The 25,283-nt window shown below is 36.2% G+C and carries 17 protein-coding genes and 1 tRNA gene; 7 read left to right on the top strand and 11 right to left on the bottom strand.

The annotated features are described in order from the left end of the window. Nucleotides 1-74: 74 nt before the first annotated feature. The 6 genes from YQ22_RS10410 to YQ22_RS10435 all read right to left on the bottom strand — a co-directional run bounded on the left by YQ22_RS10410 (nt 75) and on the right by YQ22_RS10435 (nt 8,391). Nucleotides 75-1,373, bottom strand: a complete 1,299-nt coding sequence (locus YQ22_RS10410) for a hypothetical protein (RefSeq protein ID WP_071341155.1) — start codon at nt 1,371-1,373, stop codon at nt 75-77. A 40-nt stretch (nt 1,374-1,413) separates the two neighbouring features. Beyond that, nucleotides 1,414-2,649 (bottom strand): glycosyltransferase family 4 protein, encoded by a 1,236-nt coding sequence (locus YQ22_RS10415; protein WP_071341156.1) that lies wholly within the window; start codon nt 2,647-2,649, stop codon nt 1,414-1,416. 154 nt (nt 2,650-2,803) lie between these two features. Continuing rightward, entirely contained in the window at nt 2,804-5,125 is a 2,322-nt protein-coding gene (locus tag YQ22_RS10420) for a GumC family protein (RefSeq protein ID WP_071341157.1), read from the bottom strand. 11 nt (nt 5,126-5,136) lie between these two features. Then, entirely contained in the window at nt 5,137-5,916 is a 780-nt protein-coding gene (locus YQ22_RS10425) for a polysaccharide biosynthesis/export family protein (protein ID WP_071341158.1), read from the bottom strand. Nucleotides 5,917-5,991: 75 nt separating this feature from the next. Next, nucleotides 5,992-7,338, bottom strand: a complete 1,347-nt coding sequence (locus YQ22_RS10430; protein WP_071341159.1) for an undecaprenyl-phosphate glucose phosphotransferase — start codon at nt 7,336-7,338, stop codon at nt 5,992-5,994. A gap of 573 nt (nt 7,339-7,911) precedes the next feature. Next, on the bottom strand, nt 7,912-8,391 hold the full coding sequence (locus tag YQ22_RS10435) for a UpxY family transcription antiterminator (RefSeq protein ID WP_071341160.1): 480 nt from the start codon (nt 8,389-8,391) through the stop codon (nt 7,912-7,914). Between the two features lie 240 nt (nt 8,392-8,631). On the opposite strand from YQ22_RS10435, the gene YQ22_RS10440 reads away from it, so the two are divergent. After that, nucleotides 8,632-8,898: a hypothetical protein gene (locus tag YQ22_RS10440; RefSeq protein WP_071341161.1), complete on the top strand. Its 267-nt coding sequence runs from the start codon at nt 8,632-8,634 to the stop codon at nt 8,896-8,898. Between the two features lie 337 nt (nt 8,899-9,235). Here YQ22_RS10440 and YQ22_RS10445 read toward each other — a convergent pair whose 3' ends face one another. The 5 genes from YQ22_RS10445 to dnaE all read right to left on the bottom strand — a co-directional run bounded on the left by YQ22_RS10445 (nt 9,236) and on the right by dnaE (nt 17,950). Next, a complete protein-coding gene (locus tag YQ22_RS10445) occupies nt 9,236-11,152 on the bottom strand; it encodes a hypothetical protein (protein ID WP_071341162.1) in 1,917 nt (638 codons plus the stop codon). 632 nt (nt 11,153-11,784) lie between these two features. Next, nucleotides 11,785-11,858: transfer RNA gene (locus tag YQ22_RS10450), tRNA-Asp, on the bottom strand. Between the two features lie 72 nt (nt 11,859-11,930). Next, nucleotides 11,931-12,860 carry a DUF58 domain-containing protein gene (locus YQ22_RS10455; RefSeq protein ID WP_071341163.1) on the bottom strand — a complete coding sequence of 310 codons (930 nt, stop codon included), beginning with the start codon at nt 12,858-12,860 and terminating at the stop codon, nt 11,931-11,933. A gap of 123 nt (nt 12,861-12,983) precedes the next feature. Then, a complete protein-coding gene (gene trxA, locus YQ22_RS10460) occupies nt 12,984-13,301 on the bottom strand; it encodes a thioredoxin (RefSeq protein ID WP_027065108.1) in 318 nt (105 codons plus the stop codon). Nucleotides 13,302-13,513: 212 nt separating this feature from the next. Further along, nucleotides 13,514-17,950 (bottom strand): DNA polymerase III subunit alpha, encoded by a 4,437-nt coding sequence (gene dnaE, locus YQ22_RS10465; RefSeq protein WP_071341164.1) that lies wholly within the window; start codon nt 17,948-17,950, stop codon nt 13,514-13,516. A 354-nt stretch (nt 17,951-18,304) separates the two neighbouring features. Between dnaE and YQ22_RS10470 the strand changes: the two genes are divergently transcribed. The 6 genes from YQ22_RS10470 to YQ22_RS10495 all read left to right on the top strand — a co-directional run bounded on the left by YQ22_RS10470 (nt 18,305) and on the right by YQ22_RS10495 (nt 25,282). Beyond that, a complete protein-coding gene (locus YQ22_RS10470; protein ID WP_071341165.1) occupies nt 18,305-18,868 on the top strand; it encodes a 30S ribosomal protein S16 in 564 nt (187 codons plus the stop codon). Nucleotides 18,869-18,881: 13 nt separating this feature from the next. Beyond that, on the top strand, nt 18,882-19,409 hold the full coding sequence (gene rimM / locus YQ22_RS10475; RefSeq protein WP_058104061.1) for a ribosome maturation factor RimM: 528 nt from the start codon (nt 18,882-18,884) through the stop codon (nt 19,407-19,409). Between the two features lie 188 nt (nt 19,410-19,597). After that, nucleotides 19,598-21,949: a PSD1 and planctomycete cytochrome C domain-containing protein gene (locus YQ22_RS10480; protein ID WP_071341166.1), complete on the top strand. Its 2,352-nt coding sequence runs from the start codon at nt 19,598-19,600 to the stop codon at nt 21,947-21,949. Nucleotides 21,950-21,951: 2 nt separating this feature from the next. Then, nucleotides 21,952-23,445 carry a DUF1501 domain-containing protein gene (locus YQ22_RS10485; protein WP_071341167.1) on the top strand — a complete coding sequence of 498 codons (1,494 nt, stop codon included), beginning with the start codon at nt 21,952-21,954 and terminating at the stop codon, nt 23,443-23,445. Beyond that, complete coding sequence (locus YQ22_RS10490; protein ID WP_071341168.1) at nt 23,445-24,479, top strand: 6-bladed beta-propeller; 1,035 nt, start codon at nt 23,445-23,447, stop codon at nt 24,477-24,479. The genes YQ22_RS10485 and YQ22_RS10490 overlap by 1 nt, the downstream gene beginning before the upstream one ends. Next, the gene (locus YQ22_RS10495) at nt 24,476-25,282 is read left to right on the top strand and encodes a chitobiase/beta-hexosaminidase C-terminal domain-containing protein (RefSeq protein WP_083414234.1); all 807 of its coding nucleotides are present in this window, start codon (nt 24,476-24,478) and stop codon (nt 25,280-25,282) included. Before YQ22_RS10490 ends, YQ22_RS10495 begins: the two co-directional genes overlap by 4 nt. Nucleotide 25,283: the final 1 nt, after the last annotated feature.

Consider the following 25,283-nt stretch of genomic DNA (forward strand, 5'->3'; position numbering starts at 1 on the left):
TTTTTATTAATAAATGCTCAACTCTGAATGGTAATCTAGAATATTTTTATTTAGGTCAATTTAAAATAGCTTTATTAATCAATATTTGTATAGGAATTAAAACCATGAATGCTATTGGCAATACAAAGTATAATATTTGATATTGATACAAGTATTGATAAAATTAAAACATTTTTTAAGTTGGTGATGTCCAGTATAATAACCCCTGAAACTAGTACTAAAATATTAATTGGTATCTCCCAATAGGTTCTAAATTTAACCCACCCTTTGGTTTGATTTAGTATGGATATGCTGGTAACAAATAGATTAAATGTTCCTAATAGGATTACTAAACTTAACTCAAGTTCTAATCCTGTATATTTTGTACCTAATATCCACAAAAAAAGATTAGGAAATAGGATTGCTACAATTATAATTAAGAATGATATTATACTAAGAGAAATCATTAATTGATAAAATTGCTTTTTTAAAAGTTTTTTGTTTTTTGTGATAGCAAATCGAGGACCGTAAATATTACCAACTAGAGAAGATAGTACAGTAAAAATGACTGAAAACCTCCCTAATGCTCCAAGATCAGCTAAATTATTTGAAGTAGAAAATGCTCCAACTAAGAAAATAGATATTTGTCCTTGAAAAGCAAAAAATAGTTCATTATGCCAAATTAGCTTAATATAGTGTAGTAGTGTTTTTTTATACTTTTGAACTATTTTTGCCTTTGAATTAATTAAAAACTCACTTCTTTTCCTAATATATAGGTATCCTATCCAAACACTAATTACTGTTACAACTAAAATAATTTTTATTGAAAGGTATTCATTGAAAAATAAGAATATGATTCCTATACTTATTAACCGAAATGCTTGTGTAATTATTTTAACCAATTGAACAGGAGCAATTTCTTTTCTTAACAATAGCGCTTCTGTTATGAAAGCTTTATAAATTTCTGGTATGACCATTAGTAAAATACAGACTAAAAAGAATATTGTGTGACTTAAAGTGACATTTTGTTCGGTTAATAATATATAACCATATGTACCGGCAATGATAAAAGCTCCAAATGTAATATAACCTCTAATAGAAGAAGCAGTTTTTATCAGTGAGGAAAGTTTTGGTATGTCATCCCAAATATCACCTCCTATTTTCGTAAAGCCAATCATTATCCCGGAAGTAGATAAAATTGAAAGTATAGCCAAAATTGACATTAAAATTGAATAAATAGCATATTCTACTTTCGGTAATTCTCGTACTAAGATTATTCCAATTCCAAAACTAAAAAACTGTAAGAGTAATTGAGAACTTAAAACTTGACCAATAGCTTTCAGATTTATTCCTTTAATATCAATCTTAAAATTATTTTGTTTTTTTTCTAGCATATTATAGTGGATAATTTTAAAGAGCTATTTGAAACTATCACTAATCTAAAACCCTATTGATGTTCCTAATAGCCTCTTTAATGCCAGTTTTGATAAATGAGTCATTATATTTTATTGGTATTTTTTTTAGTTTTGATTCATTAATTTTGGAAATTAAATCAATCCATTCGTTAGTAATGCGATTTTTATCAAATTTTTCTAGTACATATTTCTTTGCATTTTTTCCCATTTCATCAGCCTTTTTAGGATTTCTCAAAAAAAATAGGATGGCAGTTTCTAGTTCTTGATGATTTTTTATTAATAAACTTGTTTTATTATTTTGGCTTACCTCAATGAGACCTCCTACTTTTCCTCCTATAATTGGTTTGGACATTGATTGTATCTCTATTGCTGACACACAGAAGGTCTCTGGTGATATTTCCCAATTAGGGTTAACAATTCCCGCTAAGGAAGAGGCAATATGATTAGAAAGTTGGTTTGAAGTCTGCAAACCTAGGAATTTTACATTTTTTTTATCTATATCTTTTAGGCTTTTACCTAGGTAGGGTATTATAAAATTCTTTTCAAAACGTTCAGAAGTAATACCTAAAGGTCCAATCTTATCATTTATGTTATATAGTTTTGAAGAGCCAATAACAAGAAGGCTAGCATCTGGTTCTTTTTTTATAATATTTGGCCAAACTTTTGCTAAATGATGAAAACCCTTATCTTCTGTTAGTGCTCCGATATATACAAACTGCTTCTTGTTATATAAAATTGAATTTTTAGGTTCATGATTAAAATATAAAGCATTGTGCATAAAGGTCATTTTTTTAAAGGCTTTTTTATGACGATACCAATTCATCATAACTGCTGAAGGTCCTGCAATTACTTTTATAGAACTTAATTCATTAAAGAGCTTTAAATAGGACTCGTGCATTTGATTTTTTGACCAAATAATCATTTTTAAATTTGCATCATTGGCAACTTTCATTATTCTCAAGTCTTCTTCCCTGAAAATGGGACTTAAGGTAAAAATTAGAACATCCGTTTTATTCTCTTTTGCTATTTGAATTCCCTGTTCAAAATTTTCACATTGAAAAGTTTTGACATTTCCATAGTTTGGTATCGATGCTGTATCTATTAGATTAATTTCCCATTCAGTTTTTTTTTGAAGGTTATAAATCAATCGAAATGCTTGTCCAGTTGTTCCGGCAAGAGCTACAGTATCATTTTTAATATCCTCCCAATTAAATCTTTTTAGTTTTTTAGACTCTAAGTAAAATGTAACTTTCATTTTAATGATTTTAAGTTATTTAATTTCATTACTGTTTGTTCTATTCCAAAAAATTTAAACATCTGGGAGTCAATTTTTATAAATAATCCTGCCTAAATTCTTGTGGTCAAGCCCCCCTCTACTATTACCGCACCTTAAAATTATGACAAGCGGTTTATTTTCGGGAATTATTTAATTCAATGTTTCCATAACCGTAGTTATTTCCGACTTTAGTATCGTTAAGTACCACCATCATATTTTTTAGTTTGTTATTACTATACATGTCATTTAGAATTTTAACATCCTTCTTAAGCGAAAAATCTTGCCTTACTATAAAGACAGTAGCGTCTATATTAGGCACAAAAGCAAAAGCATCGGCTACTTTACCTATAGGTGCGGAATCTATAATAATATGATCATAGTGTTGTTTCAATTCTTCGATTAGCGAGCCTATTCTCTCATGAAGCATAAGTTCACCTGGATCTACCGGTATAGGACCGGATCCGATGACATCTAAAATTTCATATTTTGGTACGTTGACCAATAAATCTTTACTGGTCCATTTTTGATCTACGATATAGTCAGTAATACCGATACTTTCTTTTAAACCTAAACGTTGCAATAATTTAGGGGCCCTAAGATCAAAACTTAAAGCAACAACCTTTTTACCGCTAAGGGCCAAACTAGCTGCAAAATTGATGGTAAAAAAGGTTTTCCCTTCCCCGGCATTACTAGAAGTAACCAATAAAACTTTATTTGCTTTCTCTATGGTCAAATAACTCAAGTTAAAACGCATGAGCCTGAACAATTCTGCAATGGCACTGGTATTGTTTTTATGAACAATTAGATTTTTACGATCGGTGTTGTGCGAAATTTGACCTAATAAAGGGGCGTTGGTCAATTTTTCTATATCTGCTATTCCAGAAATTTTATTGTTTAATTGGTCTTTGGCAAAAACAAAAGAGAATGGAATAAATAGACCAAAAATTAAGGCGCCTAAATAAATAGAAGTTTTATTAGGGCTTACCGCAAAACGACTTGCCTTAGGTGGATCCACTATACGTGTATTTGATATAGGCGCTTCTAATGATAATGCTTCTTCTTCTCTTTTTTGAAGTAAATAAAGATACAGGTCTTGTTTAATGCCCTGATCTCTATTGATAGTCTGTAAAGCACGTTCTGCGGTAGGCACTTTTGCTATTTTGGCTTGAGCCCTATATGAATTAGCTTGTACATTTTTTTGCGCAATGAGTAAGCCATCTTTAATATTTCTAAGGTTTTCTAAAATATCTATTCTAAGATCTGTTAGAGTTCTGTCTAGAGAAACTACCAAAGGGTTATCTGCCGGTGTGGAGCGAACAAGTGTCTTCCGCTCCAGTTGTTTCGAGTTGAATTGAGAAATTAATCCAGATAAGGTAGGGTCTTGTATATTCAATGAACTAGGTACTAACCTTTCATCACCATTCTGTCGTAAATAACTTTCTATAGAGTTTAAGATGTCTATTTGGGTTTGGTATTCTTCTAATTGTCTATTCGCTAATTGTGCGCTTTGTAAGTAGACTGCGGCATCAGAACTGATATTAGTTAGAAGGTTCTGTTGTTTGTAGGTTGCTACGTCATTTTCTACACTTGTAATTTCACCGGTCAATAATTTTAGCCGTTCATCTATAACTTCAATAGTACCAATGGCCAATTGATTTTGATATTTAACCGATTCTTCTGCATAAAGTTCTATAAGTTTTTGTAAAACATCTTTACCCCTTAGTGGGATAGGATCTAATAAACTAAGCGATAGTAAACTCCCCGTTTTGTTTACCGATTCTACCATCAATTGTCCACTATAGCTCATGGCTATATCTTCAATATTGGTGAAATTTGTCTGTATTGGGGTTACATCTATTTGACCATTGGTGTAATGTGGGTTTTTAAGAACCTGAAAAAATTTCTTGCCCGTATAAATAGTATCGCCAAATTGGTAGGTGCCGGCTTGGACTTCTGTAGAAGCCGTGGTACTTTTTAGATTAAAACTTATTGAATCTATAGGGGTAATTATTAAGGGCATGCTAGATGTGGGCTGCGATGCTCTACTGGTAAGAAGGTAAAATGGTAGGTTTTTCCAATATATGGCAATGTCTTTCACTTGACCCTCGACACTATAATTAACATTGAGTGCTAATTCTTCCATTACCATTTCCATAAAATAAGAAGATGTAATGATCCCAATTTGATCTTCAATATTAGTGGAAGGTTTCACCAAGCCTAAATCTCCTAAGGACTGCTCAGAATTAGTTGAAGATCCCTTATCCTTATCTTTTATTAGTATCGTACTGGTAATTTGATATTGGGGTATGGCTTTATACCTTAAATATAGAAAGGCCGCCAACACACATAAGAAAATACCAATTGCGAAGAGATACCAATGTTTAATATAAGAAGCTAAAAAATCTCTTAGATTGGTGTTATCTGAGTTCACTGTACTTGAATTGAGTTCAAACATAGGGTTGAGGTCTATCTAAAATTTATTAATACTAAAGATGCAGCTGAGATAATACCTAAAACCAATGAAATATTGGATCTAGTAAGGCTAGATTGATCTTTACGAGCGGTTACCGGTTCAACATACACAATATCATTGGGTTGTAAGTAAAAATATGGCGAATCTAAAATGGCCTTGTCGTTTAAATCTAATTGGGCTACGGTACGTACACCGTCAGCTTCGTTAATGATCTTAATATTTTCTCGTTTTCCATAAATGGTCAAATCACCGGCCATGCCCAAGGCTTCTATTAAATTAATACGCTCAGAAGGCACAAGGAAAGTGCTAGGGCTTTTAACTTCGCCCAAAACGGTTATTCTATAATTGAGATACCTAATACTCACCATTGGGTTGCCTAGGTAATTGGTCAGCAAATTGGTTAAGCTTAATTTGGCTTCGGCCTTTGTTTGCCCTCCAATTTTTATTCTACCTAAAATGGGGAAATCTATAATGCCGTTTTCATCTACAAGATAGCCTTCTTGAGAATTAACGGATGCCGAGTTAGTTGTTGATGTGTTAGAAGAAATACGATTAAAAGGTGCTGCCGCTGCAGGATTGGCATCGGTAACAGAAATCTGCAATAAATCACCTGTTTGAATTATGGGTTGTTTTTGTTTTAAGGTAATGTCTTCAGTGAGCAATTTTTCATCACCATAATTGCTAAAATACCCTAAGTTTCTTCGCGAACATGAGAATATTAGGGGTAGGAGAATGAAAACTATTAGGTTTTTCTTATTAAGTGCAGATTTCATATGAAATATATAACGTTTAATTTGTAATGGTTATGTAAACTTAATTAAAATATGGATAGGCCATGAATAGGTAGTCTAGTAGGCTTTTTTATCATTCATAAAAATATTAGTAACGGTGAGTATAATTATCTGTAAATCAAAGAATAGAGACCATTTTTCCATGTAGAAAATATCATAGCGAACTCTGTTTACGATGTCCGATTTACGTATGATTTCTCCTCTATATCCTTTTACCTGAGCCAAACCTGTTATCCCTGGTTTTAAAAAGTGACGTACCAAGTATTTTTCAACAGATGTTTCGTACTCTTTAGTATGTACCTCCATATGCGGTCTAGGTCCTACAATACTCATATCACCTTTTAATACATTGAAGAACTGTGGTAATTCATCTATACTGGTTTTACGTAGTATTTTGCCAAGTTTGGTTACACGCATATCATTTTTTGTAGCCATTTTGGTGTCACTATCGTCGCTTTTGGTCATAGATCTAAACTTGTAACACCAAAACGTATTTTTATTGACCCCATGACGCTTCTGCTTAAAAAATAAAGGTCCCTTGGAATCTAACTTCATTAATATGTACACCAAAGGTGTTAACCATGAGAGTATTAAAATGATGACCATTAAAGAAAAGATGATGTCAAATATGCGTTTTATTAAATTGGAATATTCTAAGTCTAATGGTGAGGCCCTTAAGTTTAACACGGGTACAGAGTCATACAATTCGATGGACATAGCTCTTGAAAAAAGCTCCTTGTTATCTGGAATGATCTTAAGCTTCTTTAAACTGTTGTCGGCAATATTCATTAAGTGCTTTATCTCGTCTTTTGACAAACGTGATGCCATGCAATACACTTCTTCAACATTGTTCTTAAAGATATATTCATAACTACTCTCAATGTTACCTAAATAGGTAGGGCTGTTTGATTTAGAATTGTCAAAATAACCCATATACCGATAGCCATATTTTGGAATATCAAAAATGCGTCGGATTTTCTTAAGGTTTTTATCCCTTCCGATAACAACCGCTCTGGTATGCACATATTCTTTTGTTCTAACAAGGTTTCTTGCCCAGTAAAAGAATAATCTAAAAAGCAAGAGCAATAAACATATGACCATATAAACCATGAGTAGAAATTGCCAAGAATAAGGATGTGGAGTCAAAAATGTAAAAGAGGAAAAATAAGCAAGTCCAAAAACTATAATTAACTTAAAAAAATTTTTAAAATTAACATTAAAACCTTCCCTTCTTGCTGTGGGATAAAAATCTAGACTATAAGTGGCAATAAACCAAGCCAGATTATAAAATACAATACTAAATGCATTTAGATAGGTGTAGGGGGTAAGTACATATGAAGTAATATTTATAATTAATATATGGGCTATGAAAGAAAGTGGTATAACAAAAAAGGACTTTTTCAATTTGCAGGGAATAAAGTTTGTCTAAGGTGGTTAAGCTTGTGGCTATAGTAGTTTTTAGTATATAAAATGGAATGGAAACTAATAACTACAGCGTGCAAAAGGGAAATAAAATTCTTTACTGAGAAAATGTCTGATCTTTAAATAGGGTATAGCGCTCCGCATCGTCAGCCCCATTTTCTAGAACCAACCGTAGGTTTGCATTTTAAAAACGAAGTATACCTATATACTTCATTAAACTTTTACGGGGGGGTAAAATGTAGGAACAAACTTAAGTAGCATAAAGTTACATTCCAAAAAATTTCGATAACGAAATATTAAATTATGAAATAGAAATTTTAAATCTCTATTTACGTGTACTTTGGTATAATTTCACAATTATTATTATGAATTTATAAGTGTGATTTTTTAAAATGATAAGAATAGAATAATTCTACTATACTACGATGTATTTAATTTAGAACAAAGGGTAGAAAGTGTGAAAATATGAATTGGCTAAGCGCAAATATGTCTTTGTTAACTGGAATAATTTAGATACTTAGGTAAGGAGCTAAAGTTGAACGTGGAGAAGAAAAATTATGCCAAATCCCTAATTTTCATATTAAGTACAACACCCATACCTTCTAGAACCAATCTTACACGTTTTTTACCTACTTCTATAACTTCGGCTTTTTGATCCTTTAACGCCCCATATTTAATAGCAACCTTATCACCAGATTCTAGTTTACATAAACTGTAGTTTTCTACCGTATCATTAGATAACCAGTTTTTTAAAGCTTCCATTTCAGTATTGCGCACTATGGCTGGTTTGCCTAACCAGTACAAGTACCGTACAACACCAGGAACGTTAAACACCTTCTTTCTGTCCGATTCTGCAATTTGTACAAAAACGTAAGATTTAAATAAGGGGACTTCAATGGTCTTTTTACGGTCACTCCATTGCTTTACTTCCTTTATCATTGGGCAGTAGACTTCAATTTGATGGCTCAATAATCTTTCTGCTACCTTTTTTTCATTCTTAGGTTTTACATATAGTACATACCAGTTTTTCAACATAAATATAGATAATGGATTCTTTAATATGGTAACTATTTTTTTGCTTTTGTAGTATTTTGGATACCCTAAAATAAGAATTTTGCATTCATCGTGTATGGTTTGGCGTAAATGAGCTAATTATAGTTTTTTAAAGTTATAAGATACTATTTGCTGTCATTAAAATAAGTAGGAAAAAGATTACTTTTAATTATACTATTTTGACATTAGTATCGTTTTATACTAAACCCCAAATCAATACCTATGACGTTTTTAAGCCTATTCAAATCTGTGGTCTCTAAAGAACATACCGTAGCATTATCTGAAACTGAAGTAACTAACGAGTTAAATCTTTTGCTAAACGATTTAACTATCGAAAGTCAAAAAGATGAGGAATCTTCTGATGCCTTTGTAAGTGATGAAGTGGTATCCGGGGTTTCTGAGAGAGAAAGATTAATTGAAGAAAATCAGATACTATATGCTCAATTAATGAATGAGCGAATGCTAAGAACTAAGCGTAAGTTGATTTAATTTTTTCGCTTACTTATCTAAGACAATTCTATTATAATCTTGAATTATTAATGTATAAAAAAAGCTCTCAATTTCTTGAGAGCTTTTTGCGGTCTGGACCTGACTTGAATTATCTTGGAATATCCTGAATTTTCAGATGGAAATAATTATAAAGTGTCTGAAATTAATATGTCTGTATTTAAGAAATTTAAAAGTTGGCTTATTGATTATAAAAAATATGCATAAAAGAGTACGGTCTTGATTGATAGGACTCTTTTGAGTTTATCACGTACTCAAAAGAACAGAAACAAAAAATGCCCCATATATGTGGGGCATTGATATAGTTACTCAATTTATTTTAATCCTCTAGTTGCATGGTAAAATAGATTTTATACTCAACGCCATTATCCTCTACCACAACATAACCGTCGCGATCATTCACCGTTAAGGCATAATCTTCATTTGATAAAGCTCCTGTTAATACCGTGGTGGGATAAGTGAAATAATTCTCTACAACAACATTTTCATGTTTACCTGTTACGATTCTTTTGATAGTATAATCCCCAATATCTTCATTGAAAGTCAAAAGAATCTGTTTTGCAGAAGTAGCATTGCTATCGCTATATAGCTTTGACTCAGCAACCTCTAAAGTTGGGTGCTCTGAAGGCAATTGCGTAATAGTAATGCTGTAACCGATGTATTCTAAGGGATAAATCGTATAGTTACTGGAATAAGCCACGTTATAGGTTCCCGTTGGCATGTATTGGCGAGTTGAAAGATCAACGATAAGGTTTCCGTTAGCATCTACTTCTTCACTATAAACATAAAGGTAATTACCCATACCATCACTTAGTAACACATTACTTCTTTCCCTTAAAAAGTTTGAGTTGGCATAACCAATAACAGGACCATTAAACAAATTTTCTCCCAATATTTTAAAAGTCCCATCTTTTCGCACCGAAGTAGTACTTATAGAATTAACTACCGGTTCCTTGGCAAAAACAACCTCTATTTTGTTTCCTTCGCTATTGACAAGGTCAAATACTTCATCCCCATCGGCATTTCGTATGACCAATTTAAAATCGGTACCTTCTGCCGGCAATACATTTGGAAGTTCCGGCATCTCAACCCTAACCCCTGATGTAATGGATGTATTATACTCATCTTTTTTAATCAATTCATAATAGACCCCACCCTTTAAAAGGAAAAATTCATGATCATCCACAGCATCATCCTTTATATATACAAACAAATCAAAAATATGTCCCGGCCATATTGCTTTCTCAACAGGTATTGGATTGCCATCGTTATAAGGGGTTACTACCCTTGTGAAATTCGATTTTCCTTTAAGTAACCTAAATCCGTCAGATTCATCGGTATTTTCACTTGCTATCGAAACTTCAAGTGCAAATCTGTTATTTATATAGGAATCGGGTAGGGTTGCCGTTATTTCATTGGTTTCTTCATTAATACTCTTTACCTCAAGGTCAAAGGACTCCAAATCACTGAACAACCGTACTTGGATACTATCGCGATAAGGTGTGAGTTCATTCACCTCGAACGTTATATCGCCTCCTAAAGGCACATCAGCAAATTCACTTGAAACAAAACCATCTATTCTCACTTCTTGAAGTGGCCGATTCTTAGCCAAAACAAGAATCTCATTTGTTGAACCATCGGCTCCTGTCACTGTATATTTGACCGGAGAAGAATAATCAGTTATTCCGGCGGGATCAGGCTCCAAAGTAGATCCTTCAGAAACCTCGATCTGTGCTGTTAAATCTGTTATATCGGCAAAGGTGAACGTGTAGTACAATGTATCTATATCTGCCGGATTTTGCCCGTAAAAACCTGTGCTATAACTACCCGAATTCTCAAAAGTTACCAATGTAATTTCATTTTCGGAATCAGATTTGTCCAATACGGCCGTATATTCCTTTTGGGATTCGTCCTCAGCTGTTACCGTATATTTAACCGGACTTGTAAAATCTACCGTTTCTTCCGAAGCGGGATCTATATCCGCCATTTCGGAATAGGTGATTATCGGTGTCAAAGCAGTTAAATCCGTGGTAGAAGGAAAAGTATAAAAGATACTGTCGTTCCTGATTGCCGCCGTATAATCTTCATTGTCAATACTAATCTTAAATGAAATAATCTCTTTGGCATCACTCAAAACCTCCTCTTCTGGAGTTTTAGGCGAATCATCGGATTCATTTTTAGAACATCCTAAAAAAGACAAGGTCAATAAAAAAAGTGCAATAGGTCTTTTAAGCATAATTTGATTGTTTGTTTGTTAAATTGGTTTAACGACGAAAATATAATTTCATTGCGTTTAAAAACATAATCACGGATATTCACAACATGTTTTACTCTCTACGTATTATTTCTTTTTAACACAGGAAGGGGTTAGCTACTTTTTCCATGTAATTAAAACGAAAATTTTTTTTATTTTCATGTAGTGCAATCATAAATCAATGACATATGTTATTTGTTTAGTTTTGAGAATATTGGTTTAATAATCTTAGCAAATTAATATACTTGCCATCTGGATGTCCGTTTCGATTAGGTCTTTCAGAGATTGTTGCTTGCCCCGCGGACGACTAAGTTTTAGAAAATTACGCTGCTTAACCAACATACTTGCGATAACATAAGGTAGATTTTTTTACAATTTATAGTTTCTGTTGATGGTCAATAGAATATCTAATCTTGGATAATTGTGAATAGCCTCCGATATAATCGAGTATTTAAAATTACCAATTGTAACATCTTGTCTCTATGGACGGACAGCTTGTAGAAATAAATATGAGTGTAATTTTAGCTAGGAAAAGATTTACCGTATAAATACTGTACACGCTATAAACGCAAAAATCCTAACTAGTTAAAGTAACTAATTAGGATTTGTTTTTGCGGTCTGGACGGGACTCGAACCCGCGACCCCCTGCGTGACAGGCAGGTATTCTAACCAACTGAACTACCAGACCGTGGCGTTTAGCGAGTGCAAATATACACCGCATTTTCAATTGCACAAACATTTTTCTTTATTTTTTTTCAAACTAGAGAAACTTATTTCTCTCCACAAGAAAAGTATTGAGAACTGTAGAGAAATCTCGGTGTATATCTATGTCCACATATTTAATTTTATATTGGGCACATTTCATTTTTATATCATTTAAGTAATTTGTAACCCGTTCATTATAAGCTTCTTTTATGTTGTCTGCATAGAGGTCTAAATGTTCTCCGGTTTCTACATCGACAAATCTCTTGGGGGTGTTTTCAAAATTGAAGAAGATTTCTCGCTGTTTATCCATTGGGTGAAAAAGTACCACATCATGCTTATTATATTTTAAATGACGTAGTGCTTCAAACAATTCTGCATCATTTTTTTCGGTCTGAAACATATCGGTAAACAAAAAAATAAGGCTTCTACGCTTAATATTCTCTGCAATCTGATGTAAATAGGTGTACGTTTTGGTCTCCTTAGGTGGATTCTTTGCCATGCCCACACTACTTAACTGGGCTAAAAGCATCTGAAAATGACGTTCGCTGCCTTTTTCTGGGGCGTAATAGTTATAAGCATCGGAGAATATGCTAAGCCCAACAGCATCTCGTTGTCTTTTAAGTACGTTCATTAACGCTGCTATACTCAAGACGCTAAAACCAATTTTATTTAAGTTGTCTATACTTAAATTGTCTACCTCCGGATAATACATAGAAGCAGAGTTGTCCAAGATCATGTGGCATCTTAAATTGGTCTCTTCCTCATATCTCTTGGTGTAGAGTTTGTCTGTTTTGGCAAATAGTTTCCAATCTATGTGCTTGGTACTTTCGCCATTGTTATAGATTTTATGTTCCGCAAATTCCGCAGAAAACCCATGGAACGGACTGCGGTGTATTCCACTTATAAAGCCTTCTACAACTTGATTGGCAAGTAGCTCTAAATTGGAGAATAACGACGATTTGTTTAATTCTGATTGTAGATTCACATTACTAAAGATAGTGAAGACGGTTGAACTATATAAATGGAAAGAATTAAAATTACTGCAAATAACAAGAGCCGGCATTTGCCGGCTCTTCTAACTTATTTGATTATAACGTGATACAGTTGCTTACAAAGCTGCGTCAATAGCGTCTGTGTACACTTTCTTAGGTGAAACACCTACTTGTCTACTTACTATCTCGCCGTCTTTAAAAACTAAAACTGTTGGTATATTACGTACACCATATTTTGCAGCAAACTCTTGATTTGCATCTACATCAACCTTACCAACAACAGCTTTGCCGTCATATTCAGTACTAACTTCGTCTATGATAGGACCTACCATACGACAAGGACCGCACCATGCTGCCCAAAAATCTACTACTACAGGTTTATCGCTTTTTAAAACTACCTCGTCAAAAGTAGCATCTGTTATTTCTAATGCCATTATATTTACTTTTATTGATTATGCAAATTTAGTCAATTATTCTTCTGTTTCCTTACGTGCCAACAATTCGTTTTACCTATAGGGGTATCAAGCTAATTTATCAATTTTTAGGGCTATTTTCTTACATTTTACTGCTAAATAAAAGTTATAATTTGCAGTAAGGATGTTTGTAAAACGCATATTCTTAGCCTAATACTCCATAATTACATTATTTAGTTGAGCTTAAAATGAACGTCTTGTTGCTCTAAAAGTTGTAATAATTCGCTCGAAATCTGCACTTTTTGTCTTCTACTGTTCAAATTCACCTTAATTTTTTCTTCCATTTCGTAGACAATAAAATTAATGGCATGGTCTCCTTTATGATTGTCAAAGGTGTCTTTTAAGGCCCTGACTTTATCTTCTTTTAATTCGGCAATATTAAGTTTTATGGTCAGTTTTCTGGCATAGGTTTCCATGACTTCTTGTAATAACATAAAGCTATTGAATTGCATTCTTGGATCTCCTTTCTTTCCCGTATCCTTATTTGTCCATCCATCTCGTACATAGAGTTTTACATACGCGAAGGAATTGATCATTAAGAAATGTCTGAATTTCAGGTATTCCTCACCAAATATTCTAAATTCAAAAGAGTCCGTATAATCTTCCATGGTAAACGCAGCCCAGCCTTTACCGTTTTTAGAAACCCTATGCTGTACATCTGTAATGACTCCTGCAAACGTAAGTTCTCTGTTTACATACGTGGGTAAATCGTTTACGCAGCCCACATTTGCGTTACAAAAAGCTTTGATTTCCGTTTTAAAATCGTCCAAAGGGTGTCCGGATATATAGATACCTACCACTTCTTTTTCTCGACGGAGTTTTTCCATGGTTCCCCATTCTTCGCAAGGTGGTACAACGGGTTCTGGTATTTGTACTTCACTGGCGTCACCAAAAAGGCTTACTTGTGAAGAGTTTTCGTTTTCTTGATACTTGGCACCGTATTTAATGACTTTTTCAAGAAATGTAATACCGTCACCTTCATCATGAAAATATTGTGCCCTATGTGTAGTACCAAAAGAATCGAAGCCACCTGCAACGGCAAGGTTCTCAAATGCCTTTTTATTGGCTGCACGTAGGTCTATTCGTTTGGCAAAATCGAATACAGATTTATAAGGACCTACATCTTTTCTGTTTTCAACTATAGTTTCAACGGCACCACGACCAACGCCTTTTACCGCTCCCATACCAAAACGAACCGCACCGGCATCGTTTACGGCAAATTTGTAGTAAGATTCGTTTACATCTGGTCCAAGTACATCTAGACCCATGCGCTTACATTCTTCCATGAAAAATGTAACCTGTTTAATATCGTTCATGTTGTTGCTCAGTACTGCCGCCATATATTCGGCAGGGTAGTGGGCTTTACAATATGCGGTTTGGTAGGCAATCCAGGCATAGCAAGTGGAGTGCGATTTGTTAAAGGCATAGGCTGCAAACGCTTCCCAGTCTTTCCAAATTTTTTCCAATTTATCTACGGCATGTCCTTTTGCTGAAGCTTGTTCAATGAACTTTGGCTTCATTTTATCTAGTACGTGCTTCTGTTTTTTACCCATTGCCTTACGCAGTACATCGGCTTCACCTTTAGTAAAGTCTGCCAACTTTTGCGATAGAAGCATCACTTGCTCTTGGTAAACTGTAATACCATAAGTTTCCGCTAGGTATTCTTCACAAGCGTCAAGGTCATATACAATTTCTTCGGTACCGTGTTTACGGGCAATGAAACTTGGTATGTATTCCATAGGACCAGGACGGTACAAGGCGTTCATGGCAATAAGATCGGCAAAAACCGTTGGTTTTAGGGATCTCATGTGCTTCTGCATTCCGGGAGATTCATATTGGAATACACCTACCGTTTCACCTCGTTGGAAAAGCTCATAGGTTTTTTCATCATCCAGCGGAAAATTCTCAGGGTCTAGCTCAACACCATGTTTGGCTTTTACGATTTTAACGGTATCCTTAATTAAGGTCAGCGTTTTTAGTCCCAAGAAATCCATTTTCAACAACCCTGCGCTTTCCACTACCGAGTTGTCAAATTGGGTACAGTACATTTCCGAATCTTTGGCAAGCGCCACGGGTACAAACTTGGTTATATCATCTGGTGTAATGATAACCCCACAGGCATGAATACCGGTGTTACGTACAGAGCCTTCCAATACGTACGCTTGGTTTAAGGTTTCAGATTCTAATCCGTCGCCTTCGGAAATGTTCAAAAGCTCGTTTATTTTTTCGAGTTCTTCACTGTTGAATTTGCTTCGGAGTACCTTTTCATCAATGCCGATAATTTTTTTCAGCTTGGACATGTTCGGGATCAACTTCGCCATACGGTCCGCATCACCTAAAGGTAAATCAAGCGCTCTTGCCGTATCTCGAATAGATGATTTCGCGGCCATGGTACCATAGGTAATAATCTGTGCCACCTGGTTAGATCCATACTTGTCAATTACATAGTCCATAACCCGACTTCGCCCTTCGTCATCAAAGTCAATATCGATATCGGGCATACTTACACGATCCGGATTTAGGAAACGCTCAAAAAGTAAATCGTACTTAATAGGGTCTAAATTCGTAATCCATAAGCAATAGGCAACAGCAGATCCCGCAGCCGATCCACGACCCGGACCAACGGATACATCCATTTGCCTTGCCGCCCTTATGAAATCTTCCACGATCAAGAAATAACCCGGGTAGCCGGTCTTTTCAATTACCTTGAGTTCAAAGTCTAAACGTTCATCAATTTCGGGCGTAATCTCCCCATATCTTTTTTTGGCGCCTTCATAGGTGATGTGTCTTAGAAATTTGTTCTCACCACGTTTGCCTCCGTCTAATTTATCTTCTTCGAATTGAAACTCTTCTGGAATATCAAAAGCAGGTAACAGTACGTCACGTGCAAGAGTAAAGGTTTCTACCTTGTCTATAATTTCTTGAATATTGATGATGGCTTCAGGAATATCCTTAAAAAGCTCCTTCATCTCATCAGATGATTTAAAGTAGTATTCTTGGTTGGGTAAACCGTAGCGGTAACCACGACCACGACCTATGGGAGTTGATTGTTTTTCCCCATCTTTTACACATAAAAGAATATCATGCGCATGGGCATTTTCTTTCTCTGCATAATACGTGTTATTGGTAGCAACGAGCTTAACATTGTGCTTTTTTGCGAACTGTATTAAAACTTGGTTCACACGGTCTTCATCTTCTTGCCCATGGCGCATAATTTCTATGTAGAGATCATCGCCAAAGGTTTCTTTCCACCAAAGTAATGCCTCTTCAGCTTGGTTTTCACCAACGTTCAATACTTTACTTGGAACTTCACCATATAAGTTACCGGTAAGTACCATGACGTCTTCCTTGTACTGCTCAACAATTTTCTTATCAATACGTGGTACGTAGTATTTACCGTCTACAAAGGCTATTGAAGACATTTTTGCCAAATTTAGATATCCTTTTTTGCTTTTGGCAAGCATGACTATTTGGTATCCGTTGTCTTTTTGAGATTTGTTGGTATGGTCTTCACATACTTGAAATTCACAACCAATTATAGGTGTGATCTCCTGTTCTGGTTCGGGCAACTCATTTAAAGGTTCTTGACCTTCTTCCAGCGTTCCGTTTTGGGTAGCCTCATAGCGCTTTTGGTTGGCTTCATTCCTGGATACTACTCCTTTATTATGATTGAGTACGCCGTTGACGAAATGAAATGCGCCCATCATATTTGCATGGTCCGTCATAGCTACTGCCGGCATTTTTGCCTTGGCCGCGGCGGCTACTAGATCAGGAACACTAATGGTGGACTGTAGAATAGAGAATTGCGTATGGTTATGTAAATGTGCAAAACTTGCATTTTCTAATGTCGCAAGGTTTTCCTGTATTTCTTCTTGTGAAACTCCGCCCGTATCTTTTTCCCATAGGGCATCGGCAATTTTTTTCGATGCTTTTTTAAGGTTGATATGCTTAAGACCAATGAGTTGAATTTCTTGCGGATTAGCTTCGGAGAAATTCTTGAAATAATCGGGTTGAACGTCTAATTGTTCTTTGGTATATTGTTGCTTTCGTATAAGTTCTAGAAAACAACGTGTGGTAGCTTCAACATCGGCAGTTGCATTGTGGGCTTCGCCAAATGGTTCGCCAAACAAAAACTCATGCAGTTCTGTCAATGTGGGTAATTTGAACTTACCACCACGACCACCGGGTATTTGGCATAGTTGTGCAGTGTGTTCTGTACAAGTATCTAAAACAGGAAGTTCTTGTAACGGATTTTCAACACCTAAACGGTGAAATTCCGCCCCCATGATATTCACGTCGAATCCAACATTTTGCCCAACAATGAATTTTGTTTTGGACATAGCAATGTTGAATTTCTCTAAAACCTCTGCAAGAGATACACCTTGTTGCTCGGCAAGTTCTGTAGAAATACCGTGGATCTGTTCAGCATCATAGGGTATGTTGAATCCGTCTGGGCGCACCAAATAATCTTGATGTTCAATACAATTACCCATTTCATCATGCAACTGCCAAGCGATCTGTATACAACGGGGCCAATTGTCCGTGTCAGTAATAGGGGCATTCCAATTTTTTGGAAGACCGGTGGTTTCGGTATCAAAAATAAGGTACATATCGTGTTTTCTGAGTGTTCAAAAGAGGTCAGAATTTTGACCTAAAAAGTGACTATAAAATTACGAAAAAGGAGGTGTTGGTGAAAACGTAGTTGCTAAGAGTTATCAACGGGTGATTTTTTAGCTATTTTTATTTGGGCTATTCCTGATTTAAATAATTGAATTTGAGTGTTTTTAGAGCTTGAAAAGAATTTTGGGTTTGTTGATTCAAATAACTTTAAAACATTGTTGCCAATTCAGCATTTTGAATTATATTTGCACCCGCTTTCAGATGAGCTTTGCTTATTGATGGCGAACGAGTTAAAAAACTAGAATTAATAATCAGGGGTCGGGCACCCTACAAATTAATGTGATATGCCAGTAAAAATTAGATTACAAAGACACGGTAAAAAAGGTAAACCATTCTATTGGGTAGTTGCTGCAGATGCAAGAGCTAAAAGAGATGGTAAATTTTTGGAAAAATTAGGTATCTACAATCCTAATACAAACCCTGCAACTATTGAACTTGATGTTGATAGTTCTGTAAAGTGGTTACAAAACGGAGCACAACCAACGGATACTGCTAAAGCTATTCTTTCTTATAGAGGTGTGCTTTTAAAGCATCATTTATTAGGTGGTGTTCGTAAAGGTGCATTGACCGAAGAGCAAGCTGAAGAAAAATTCAACGCTTGGGTTACTGGAAAAGAAGCTGCAATTGCCGATAAAGTTGGTGGATTGGATAAAGCGAAAGCAGAAGCTAGAGCTGCTGCATTAAAGGCAGAGAAAGAAGTAAACGATAAGCGTGCTGCTGAAGCTGCCGCTGCTGCTTTGCCAGAGACTCCAGAAGGTGAAGATGCTGAAGCAGAAGTAGAAGCTGTTGAAGCTGCTGGTGAGCCAGAACAAGCTACTGAAGCTCCTGCTGAAGACGATAAAGCATAATTTTTAAGAAACGATGCGAAAGGAAGATTGTTTCTACCTAGGTAATATCGTTTCAAAATATAGTTTCAAAGGTGAGGTATTGGTTAAACTAGATACCGATGATCCTGAGATATACGAAAATATGGAATCAGTATTTGTTTCTTTAGGAAACAATCTGGTTCCATTTTTTATTAAAAGATGCCGACTTCATAAATCTAACTTACTTCGTATAGATTTTGAAGAGGTGAAATCAGAATCAGATGCAGATCGCATCATGAAATCTGGACTTTATTTGCCCCTTACCATGTTGCCAAAACTTACCGGCAACAAATTCTATTATCATGAGATTATCGGTTTTGCTATGATCGATTCCGTTCACGGTGATATTGGTATTATACAAAGTGTTAACGATACAACTGCACAAGCGCTCTTTGAGGTGGAAAAAGATGGCGCACAATTATTGATACCCATAAGTGATGATATCATTACTAAGGTAGATCGTGAGAATAAGCGTATTCTTGTAACTACACCAGAAGGTCTAGTAGATCTGTATCTGTCTTAAAATCAAACACTACTACATATTGCTGTTTTTGTAAGTATTTCAAGCATTTTTTGGGATAATCATATTTTATGATTTCATTTTTACGAATTTTGATATTATTTAGCTTGTTTGCTTTGTTATTGGTCGAATTTTAACGGTTATTAAATGGTAAAGTTTGTAAGTTCATTACAGATTTAAAACCACCATCAATGACCAAGAATGTAATGAGCCAATTGTTCAGCATTGCTGCTTTTGTTTTTGCAAGCTGTATATTATGCAGTTGTGCTTCTGAAGCTGATAAGACAATTGCACTGGAAGATGGCAATAAAGAAACGGCTATACCCGAGAAAATCGATTTTACTTTTCATGTAAAGCCTATTCTATCGGACCGATGTTTTATATGTCACGGTCCAGATAAGAATGCCGTTGAAGGTGATCTATCCCTTCACTCCGCCGAAGAAGCTTATAGGGCTTTGGGTGAACTTAAAGACCATGCGGCCATTGTGCCCGGTAATGCATCTAAAAGTAGTTTGGTAGAACGTATTTTCAGTGATGATCCTAATTTGATCATGCCGCCACCGGAATCTAACCTTGTTTTAGAGGATTTTGAAAAAGCTATTCTAGAAAAATGGATAGCACAAGGTGCCGAGTATAAAACGCATTGGGCATTTATACCACCTACTCCGCAAGAAGTACCGGAAAATGATGGTGCTAAAGTTTGGGGCAGCAATGAAATAGATGCTTTTATCTTAAGTAAATTGACCGAAAAAGGGTTGAGTCCTAGTTCTAGGGCAAGTAGTGAAAAACTATTGCGCAGAATTACTTTTGACTTAACCGGATTGCCACCCACTTTAGAGCAAATAGAAAAATTTGCGGAAAATCCTTCACAGGAAAAATATGAAGAGGTTATAGATTCTTTGTTGTTATCGGTAGATTATGCCGAGAATATGGCTGCGGAATGGATGGATATTGCCAGATACGCAGATACCCACGGGTATCAAGATGATTTTGAACGTACCATGTGGCCTTGGCGAGATTGGGTTATTCACGCTTTTAAGGAGAATATGCCATATGACCAGTTCGTTACCTATCAATTAGCGGGTGATCTAATGCCAAATGCCAACCTGGAACAAATATTAGCTACCGGATTTAACAGGAATCACAAGATAACTGCCGAAGGTGGGGTGATTCCTGAAGAATACCGGGTTGAATACGTAGAGGATAGAAATACCACGCTGGGTACGGCGTTTTTGGGGCTTACCTTAGAATGTGCAAGGTGCCATGACCATAAGTATGATCCCATTAGTCAAAAAGATCACTTTCAGTTTTATAGCTTCTTCAACACAATACCAGAAAAAGGCTTGTTGGATAATGCTGCGGATTTGCCCGAACCTTACATTAAAGTGACGCAGAAAGAGGTGAACGATATTCTAGGATTCATCAACCTAGAGAAAAGTGAGATGAAAGAGGTGCCGGTGATGGTGATGAAAGAAATGGATCAGCCTAGATCTTCATTTATATTAAAAAGAGGTATTTATGATCAATATGGCGATGAGGTATTTCCTGATACTCCGGAATCCATTTTACCTTTTGATAACTATCCGAAGAACAGATTAGGATTGGCAAAATGGTTGTTTGATGATGAGCACCCACTTACGGCAAGGGTTGCGGTGAACAGATTGTGGCAACGAATGTTCGGTAGTGGTATTGTAGCATCTTCTTTCGACTTTGGTAATCAAGGTTCGTTGCCTACACACCCGGAATTGTTGGATTATCTGGCTATCAAATACAAAACTGAAGGTTGGGATACCAGAAAAATGTTGAAGTACATTGCAATGTCCGAGGCATATCAGCAAGATACAAAGGCTAGTCCCGAGAAGTTGGAGCAAGATCCTGAAAATAAATATTTGGCGCGAGCTTCTCGTTTACGACTTTCTTCCGAGGCTATTCGTGATCAAGCCTTGGCGTTTAGCGGATTACTGAATAGGGAAGTGGGCGGTCCTAGTGTTAAGCCCTATCAGCCAGAAGGTATCTGGGAAGAAACCACGGGTGGCGGTGGTGGTAGTACGGCTTCCTATACCATAAGTGAGGGTGAAGATGTGTATAGAAAAAGTATTTATACGTTTTGGAAACGTACCGTTCCACCACCAAGTATGATGACTTTTGACAGTAGCTCAAGAGATTATTGTTCTGTTAAAAGGCAAGAGACCAATACCCCGTTACAAGCTTTGGTATTATTGAACGATCCACAAATAGTTGAAGCCGCAAGGGTTGCCGCCGTAGGTGAGATGGAGGCAAACCCAAATGCGGAGAGCGAGCAAATAAAAACCCTGTTTTACAAAGCAACCTCTCGTATGCCCAATGAGACGGAGATACAGTCTTTGACCGATTACTATACTGAAATGCTGTCGAAAGTTGAGAACGGTGAAATTTCTACAAGCGAGTATTTAAGTATTGGCAGAAGTGAAGTACCTATGGGTTTGGACAAAGAAAAGTTAGTGGCAATGACCTTAACGGCACACACAATTTTGAATTTAGACGAAACTATAAATAGAGGCTGATTATGAGCGAAAAGAAAATAGTTGAAGAGCGGTCGCTAATTCTAAACAGGCGATCTTTTTTAGGAAAGGCTGCATTGGGAGTTGGTGGAATTGGATTGGCTTCTTTATTGGGTACAAACTTATTTAGAAAAGGTGAAAACGGATTATATACGGCAGATAGCGGACCTACAGGAGTAAAGGGCGTACTCGATTCTTTGCATCATCTATCGAAAATTAAAAGGGTAATTTATTTGTTTCAAAGTGGTGGTCCGTCGCAATTAGAGTTATTCGATTATAAACCACTTTTAAATCAACGTAGGGGTGAAGATTTGCCAGAATCTATTCGTAACGGACAACGATTAACGGGTATGACTTCCGGTCAAGATAGATTTCCTTTGGTGGGCTCTAATTTCGGATTTCAGCAGTATGGTAAAAATGGTACTTATATTAGTGACCTTTTGCCTTATACCGCTAAAATTGTAGATGATATCTGTATTGTTAAATCAATGTATACGGAAGCTATTAACCATGATCCTGCGGTAACATTTTTTCAAACGGGATCACAGCAACCGGGCAGACCAAGTATTGGCTCGTGGTTAAGTTACGGGCTGGGTAGCGAGAATGAAAATTTACCCGCTTTTACAGTGCTTCTGTCAAGAGGTTCGGGTAGACCTAACGGGCAACCGTTGTATACGAGACTTTGGGGTAACGGGTTTCTACATTCCCTTCATCAAGGGGTACAATTCAGAGCGGCAAAAGATCCTGTTTTATATTTGAATGACCCCAAAGGAACTACGGCAGATGTAAAAAGATCTATGCTTGATAAATTGGCAGAACTCAATGATCAACATTATCAAGAATCTAACGATCCGGAAATTCAAAGTAGAATTGCCCAGTATGAAATGGCATATAGAATGCAAACTTCTGTACCAGATGTCATGAATACAGATGGTGAGCCAGATTATATTTATAAAATGTATGGTTCGGATGCTAAAATTCCCGGGACCTTTGCAGCTAATTGTCTTTTAGCAAGACGTTTGGCAGAGAAAGATGTTCGTTTTATACAATTGTACCACATGGGCTGGGATCAGCATGATAATCTTCCTGGAGCAATAGAAAAACAGGCTAAAGATGTGGATCAAGCATCGGCGGCTCTGGTGGCAGATCTTAAACAGCGTGGAATGTTAGAAGATACTTTGGTGGTTTGGGGAGGAGAATTCGGTAGAACCAATTACTCCCAAGGTTTGCTCACAGATACCAATTATGGTAGGGATCACCACCCAAGATGTTTTACCATGTGGATGGCAGGTGGCGGTATTAAACCGGGTATTGTGTATGGTGAAACCGATGATTTTGGGTATAACATTACCAAGAACCCGGTGCATGTTCACGATTTTCAGGCTACTATGTTGCATCAATTGGGTATTGATCATGAGAAATTCACCTATAAATATCAAGGTAGACGATTTAGGCTTACCGATGTTGAAGGTCATGTGGTTAAAGATATTTTATCATAATGCAGAGAAGAACATTTATAAAAAATACCGCCGCAGCCTCAGCGGGACTTTTAACTTGCTCTTCTTTTGGCGCAAGTATATTGGAATATAAAGATGCCGTTATTGGTCATGGTAGTCACCGGTATAAAATAGATTTGAACTGGGGTGCATTGAATTCTAATTACCATCCGGTGAACGATTGCCATGAAATGGTGCAAGATTCCAAGGGCAGGATTTTATTGTTAACCAACCATACCAAGAACAATGTTATTGTTTATGACCGTTCTGGTAAATTGTTGGAAACTTGGGGAACGGATTATCCCGGTGCACACGGTTTAACATTGAATGTTGAAAATGGTGAGGACTTTCTGTACATAGCGGATAACAATAGGCATGAAGTGATTAAGACAACCATAGATGGTAAGGTGGTACAAGTTTTTTCGTATCCCAAGGAATCGGGAAAATATACAGCCAAGGAGCAATACATACCTACAGAAACGGCTATTGCTGAAAATGGCGATGTATATATTACCGATGGTTATGGCGCTCAATATATTATGCGGTACAATGCCAAAGGGGAGTTGTTACAAACTTTTGGCGGTAAAGGCGATGCTGATCACCTTTTTAACAATGCCCACGGTATTTGTATAGATACCAGAGGCGGGAAGTCTCCCGAACTTTTAATAACTGCAAGACAGCAAAATAAGTTGAAACGGTTTACCATGGATGGGGAATTTATAGCAAGTATAGATTTGCCCGGAGCATATATTTGTAGACCGGTAATTAAGGGTGATACCATTTATTTGGCAACCATTTGGTCTGGCGATGGCTCTGATGGTACCGGATTTATTTCCATATTGGATAAGCAAAATAAACTTATATCCGCACCTGGAGGATGTACTCCTGTTTATGGGAAAAATGGTTTGGAGCCTATGTATCAATCCATCAAAATATTTACGCATCCGCATGATGTATGTGTAGATGATGAAGATAATTTATATGTTGCCCAGTGGAATTCAGGGAAGACGTATCCTATAAAATTGAATAGAATATGATCAAACGAATTTTCTATTCAATAGCTATAATTCTACTATTGTGCCAAGCCTGTATTTCTCAAAATACGGAACATGCACCAACAGCCTTATTTCAACTATCCAACCCTCGTGTTCAAGTGTCGTCCATATTTTTCGATTCGTATACTATGCTCAATTTCAACGTAGATATGCCAAATTCGATTATAAAATATACTTTGGATGGTAGCTCGGTAAATCAAAACGCAAAGGTGTTTTCTGAACCATTGAAAATACAGGAAAGTGCCGTAATCAAGGCTAAAATGTTTCATCCGGATTATAAAGAAAGTGATGAAGTTGAATTAGTAGTGGTAAAGATTGCCAAGAACAGTGCTATTAAGCAGGTAGCAATTAAACCGGAACCTAGTGAGAAATATTCAGGTAAGGGTGCTATGGGATTATCGGATTTGAAAAAAGGAAGTGCACAATTTGCAGGGGATAAACAGTGGATGGGTTTTCAAACGGAGAAGATAACGGCAGCACTTCAGCTAGAAAAGAATAGCACGGTCAATAAAATAGTGGTCAGTGTATTGACCAATCAATCTAACTGGATATTCGCTCCTGGAAAAATTGAAGTTTTTAATGAGGGCGAATTAATAGGAGAAAGGACGTTTGCAAAGAGCGAACAAGAAACACCTAACAGTCCTACATTTTTACATGTACCGGTAAGTACAGGAATGTACAATACGTTGAATGTAGTAATACATCCGCTAAGCGAAATTCCAGCATGGCATCAAGGAAAAGGAACAACGCCTTGGGTTTTTATAGATGAAATAATTATACAATAGC

It is taken from the genome of Maribacter sp. 1_2014MBL_MicDiv, assembly GCF_001865655.1.
GTDB classification, from domain to species: Bacteria; Bacteroidota; Bacteroidia; order Flavobacteriales; family Flavobacteriaceae; genus Maribacter; species Maribacter dokdonensis.

Bases quoted from the DNA above. Each gene is read 5' to 3' on its own strand.
- rimM (WP_058104061.1), top strand. From the start codon at position 18,882: ATGCGAAAGGAAGATTGTTTCTACCTAGGTAATATCGTTTCAAAATAT.
- YQ22_RS10445 (WP_071341162.1), bottom strand. From the start codon at position 11,152: ATGCTTAAAAGACCTATTGCACTTTTTTTATTGACCTTGTCTTTTTTA.
- YQ22_RS10410 (WP_071341155.1), bottom strand. From the start codon at position 1,373: ATGCTAGAAAAAAAACAAAATAATTTTAAGATTGATATTAAAGGAATA.
- YQ22_RS10435 (WP_071341160.1), bottom strand. From the start codon at position 8,391: ATGTTGAAAAACTGGTATGTACTATATGTAAAACCTAAGAATGAAAAA.
- YQ22_RS10485 (WP_071341167.1), top strand. From the start codon at position 21,952: ATGAGCGAAAAGAAAATAGTTGAAGAGCGGTCGCTAATTCTAAACAGG.
- trxA (WP_027065108.1), bottom strand. From the start codon at position 13,301: ATGGCATTAGAAATAACAGATGCTACTTTTGACGAGGTAGTTTTAAAA.
- YQ22_RS10490 (WP_071341168.1), top strand. From the start codon at position 23,445: ATGCAGAGAAGAACATTTATAAAAAATACCGCCGCAGCCTCAGCGGGA.
- YQ22_RS10440 (WP_071341161.1), top strand. From the start codon at position 8,632: ATGACGTTTTTAAGCCTATTCAAATCTGTGGTCTCTAAAGAACATACC.
- YQ22_RS10480 (WP_071341166.1), top strand. From the start codon at position 19,598: ATGACCAAGAATGTAATGAGCCAATTGTTCAGCATTGCTGCTTTTGTT.
- YQ22_RS10495 (WP_083414234.1), top strand. From the start codon at position 24,476: ATGATCAAACGAATTTTCTATTCAATAGCTATAATTCTACTATTGTGC.
- YQ22_RS10470 (WP_071341165.1), top strand. From the start codon at position 18,305: ATGCCAGTAAAAATTAGATTACAAAGACACGGTAAAAAAGGTAAACCA.
- YQ22_RS10425 (WP_071341158.1), bottom strand. From the start codon at position 5,916: ATGAAATCTGCACTTAATAAGAAAAACCTAATAGTTTTCATTCTCCTA.
- YQ22_RS10420 (WP_071341157.1), bottom strand. From the start codon at position 5,125: ATGTTTGAACTCAATTCAAGTACAGTGAACTCAGATAACACCAATCTA.
- dnaE (WP_071341164.1), bottom strand. From the start codon at position 17,950: ATGTACCTTATTTTTGATACCGAAACCACCGGTCTTCCAAAAAATTGG.
- YQ22_RS10415 (WP_071341156.1), bottom strand. From the start codon at position 2,649: ATGAAAGTTACATTTTACTTAGAGTCTAAAAAACTAAAAAGATTTAAT.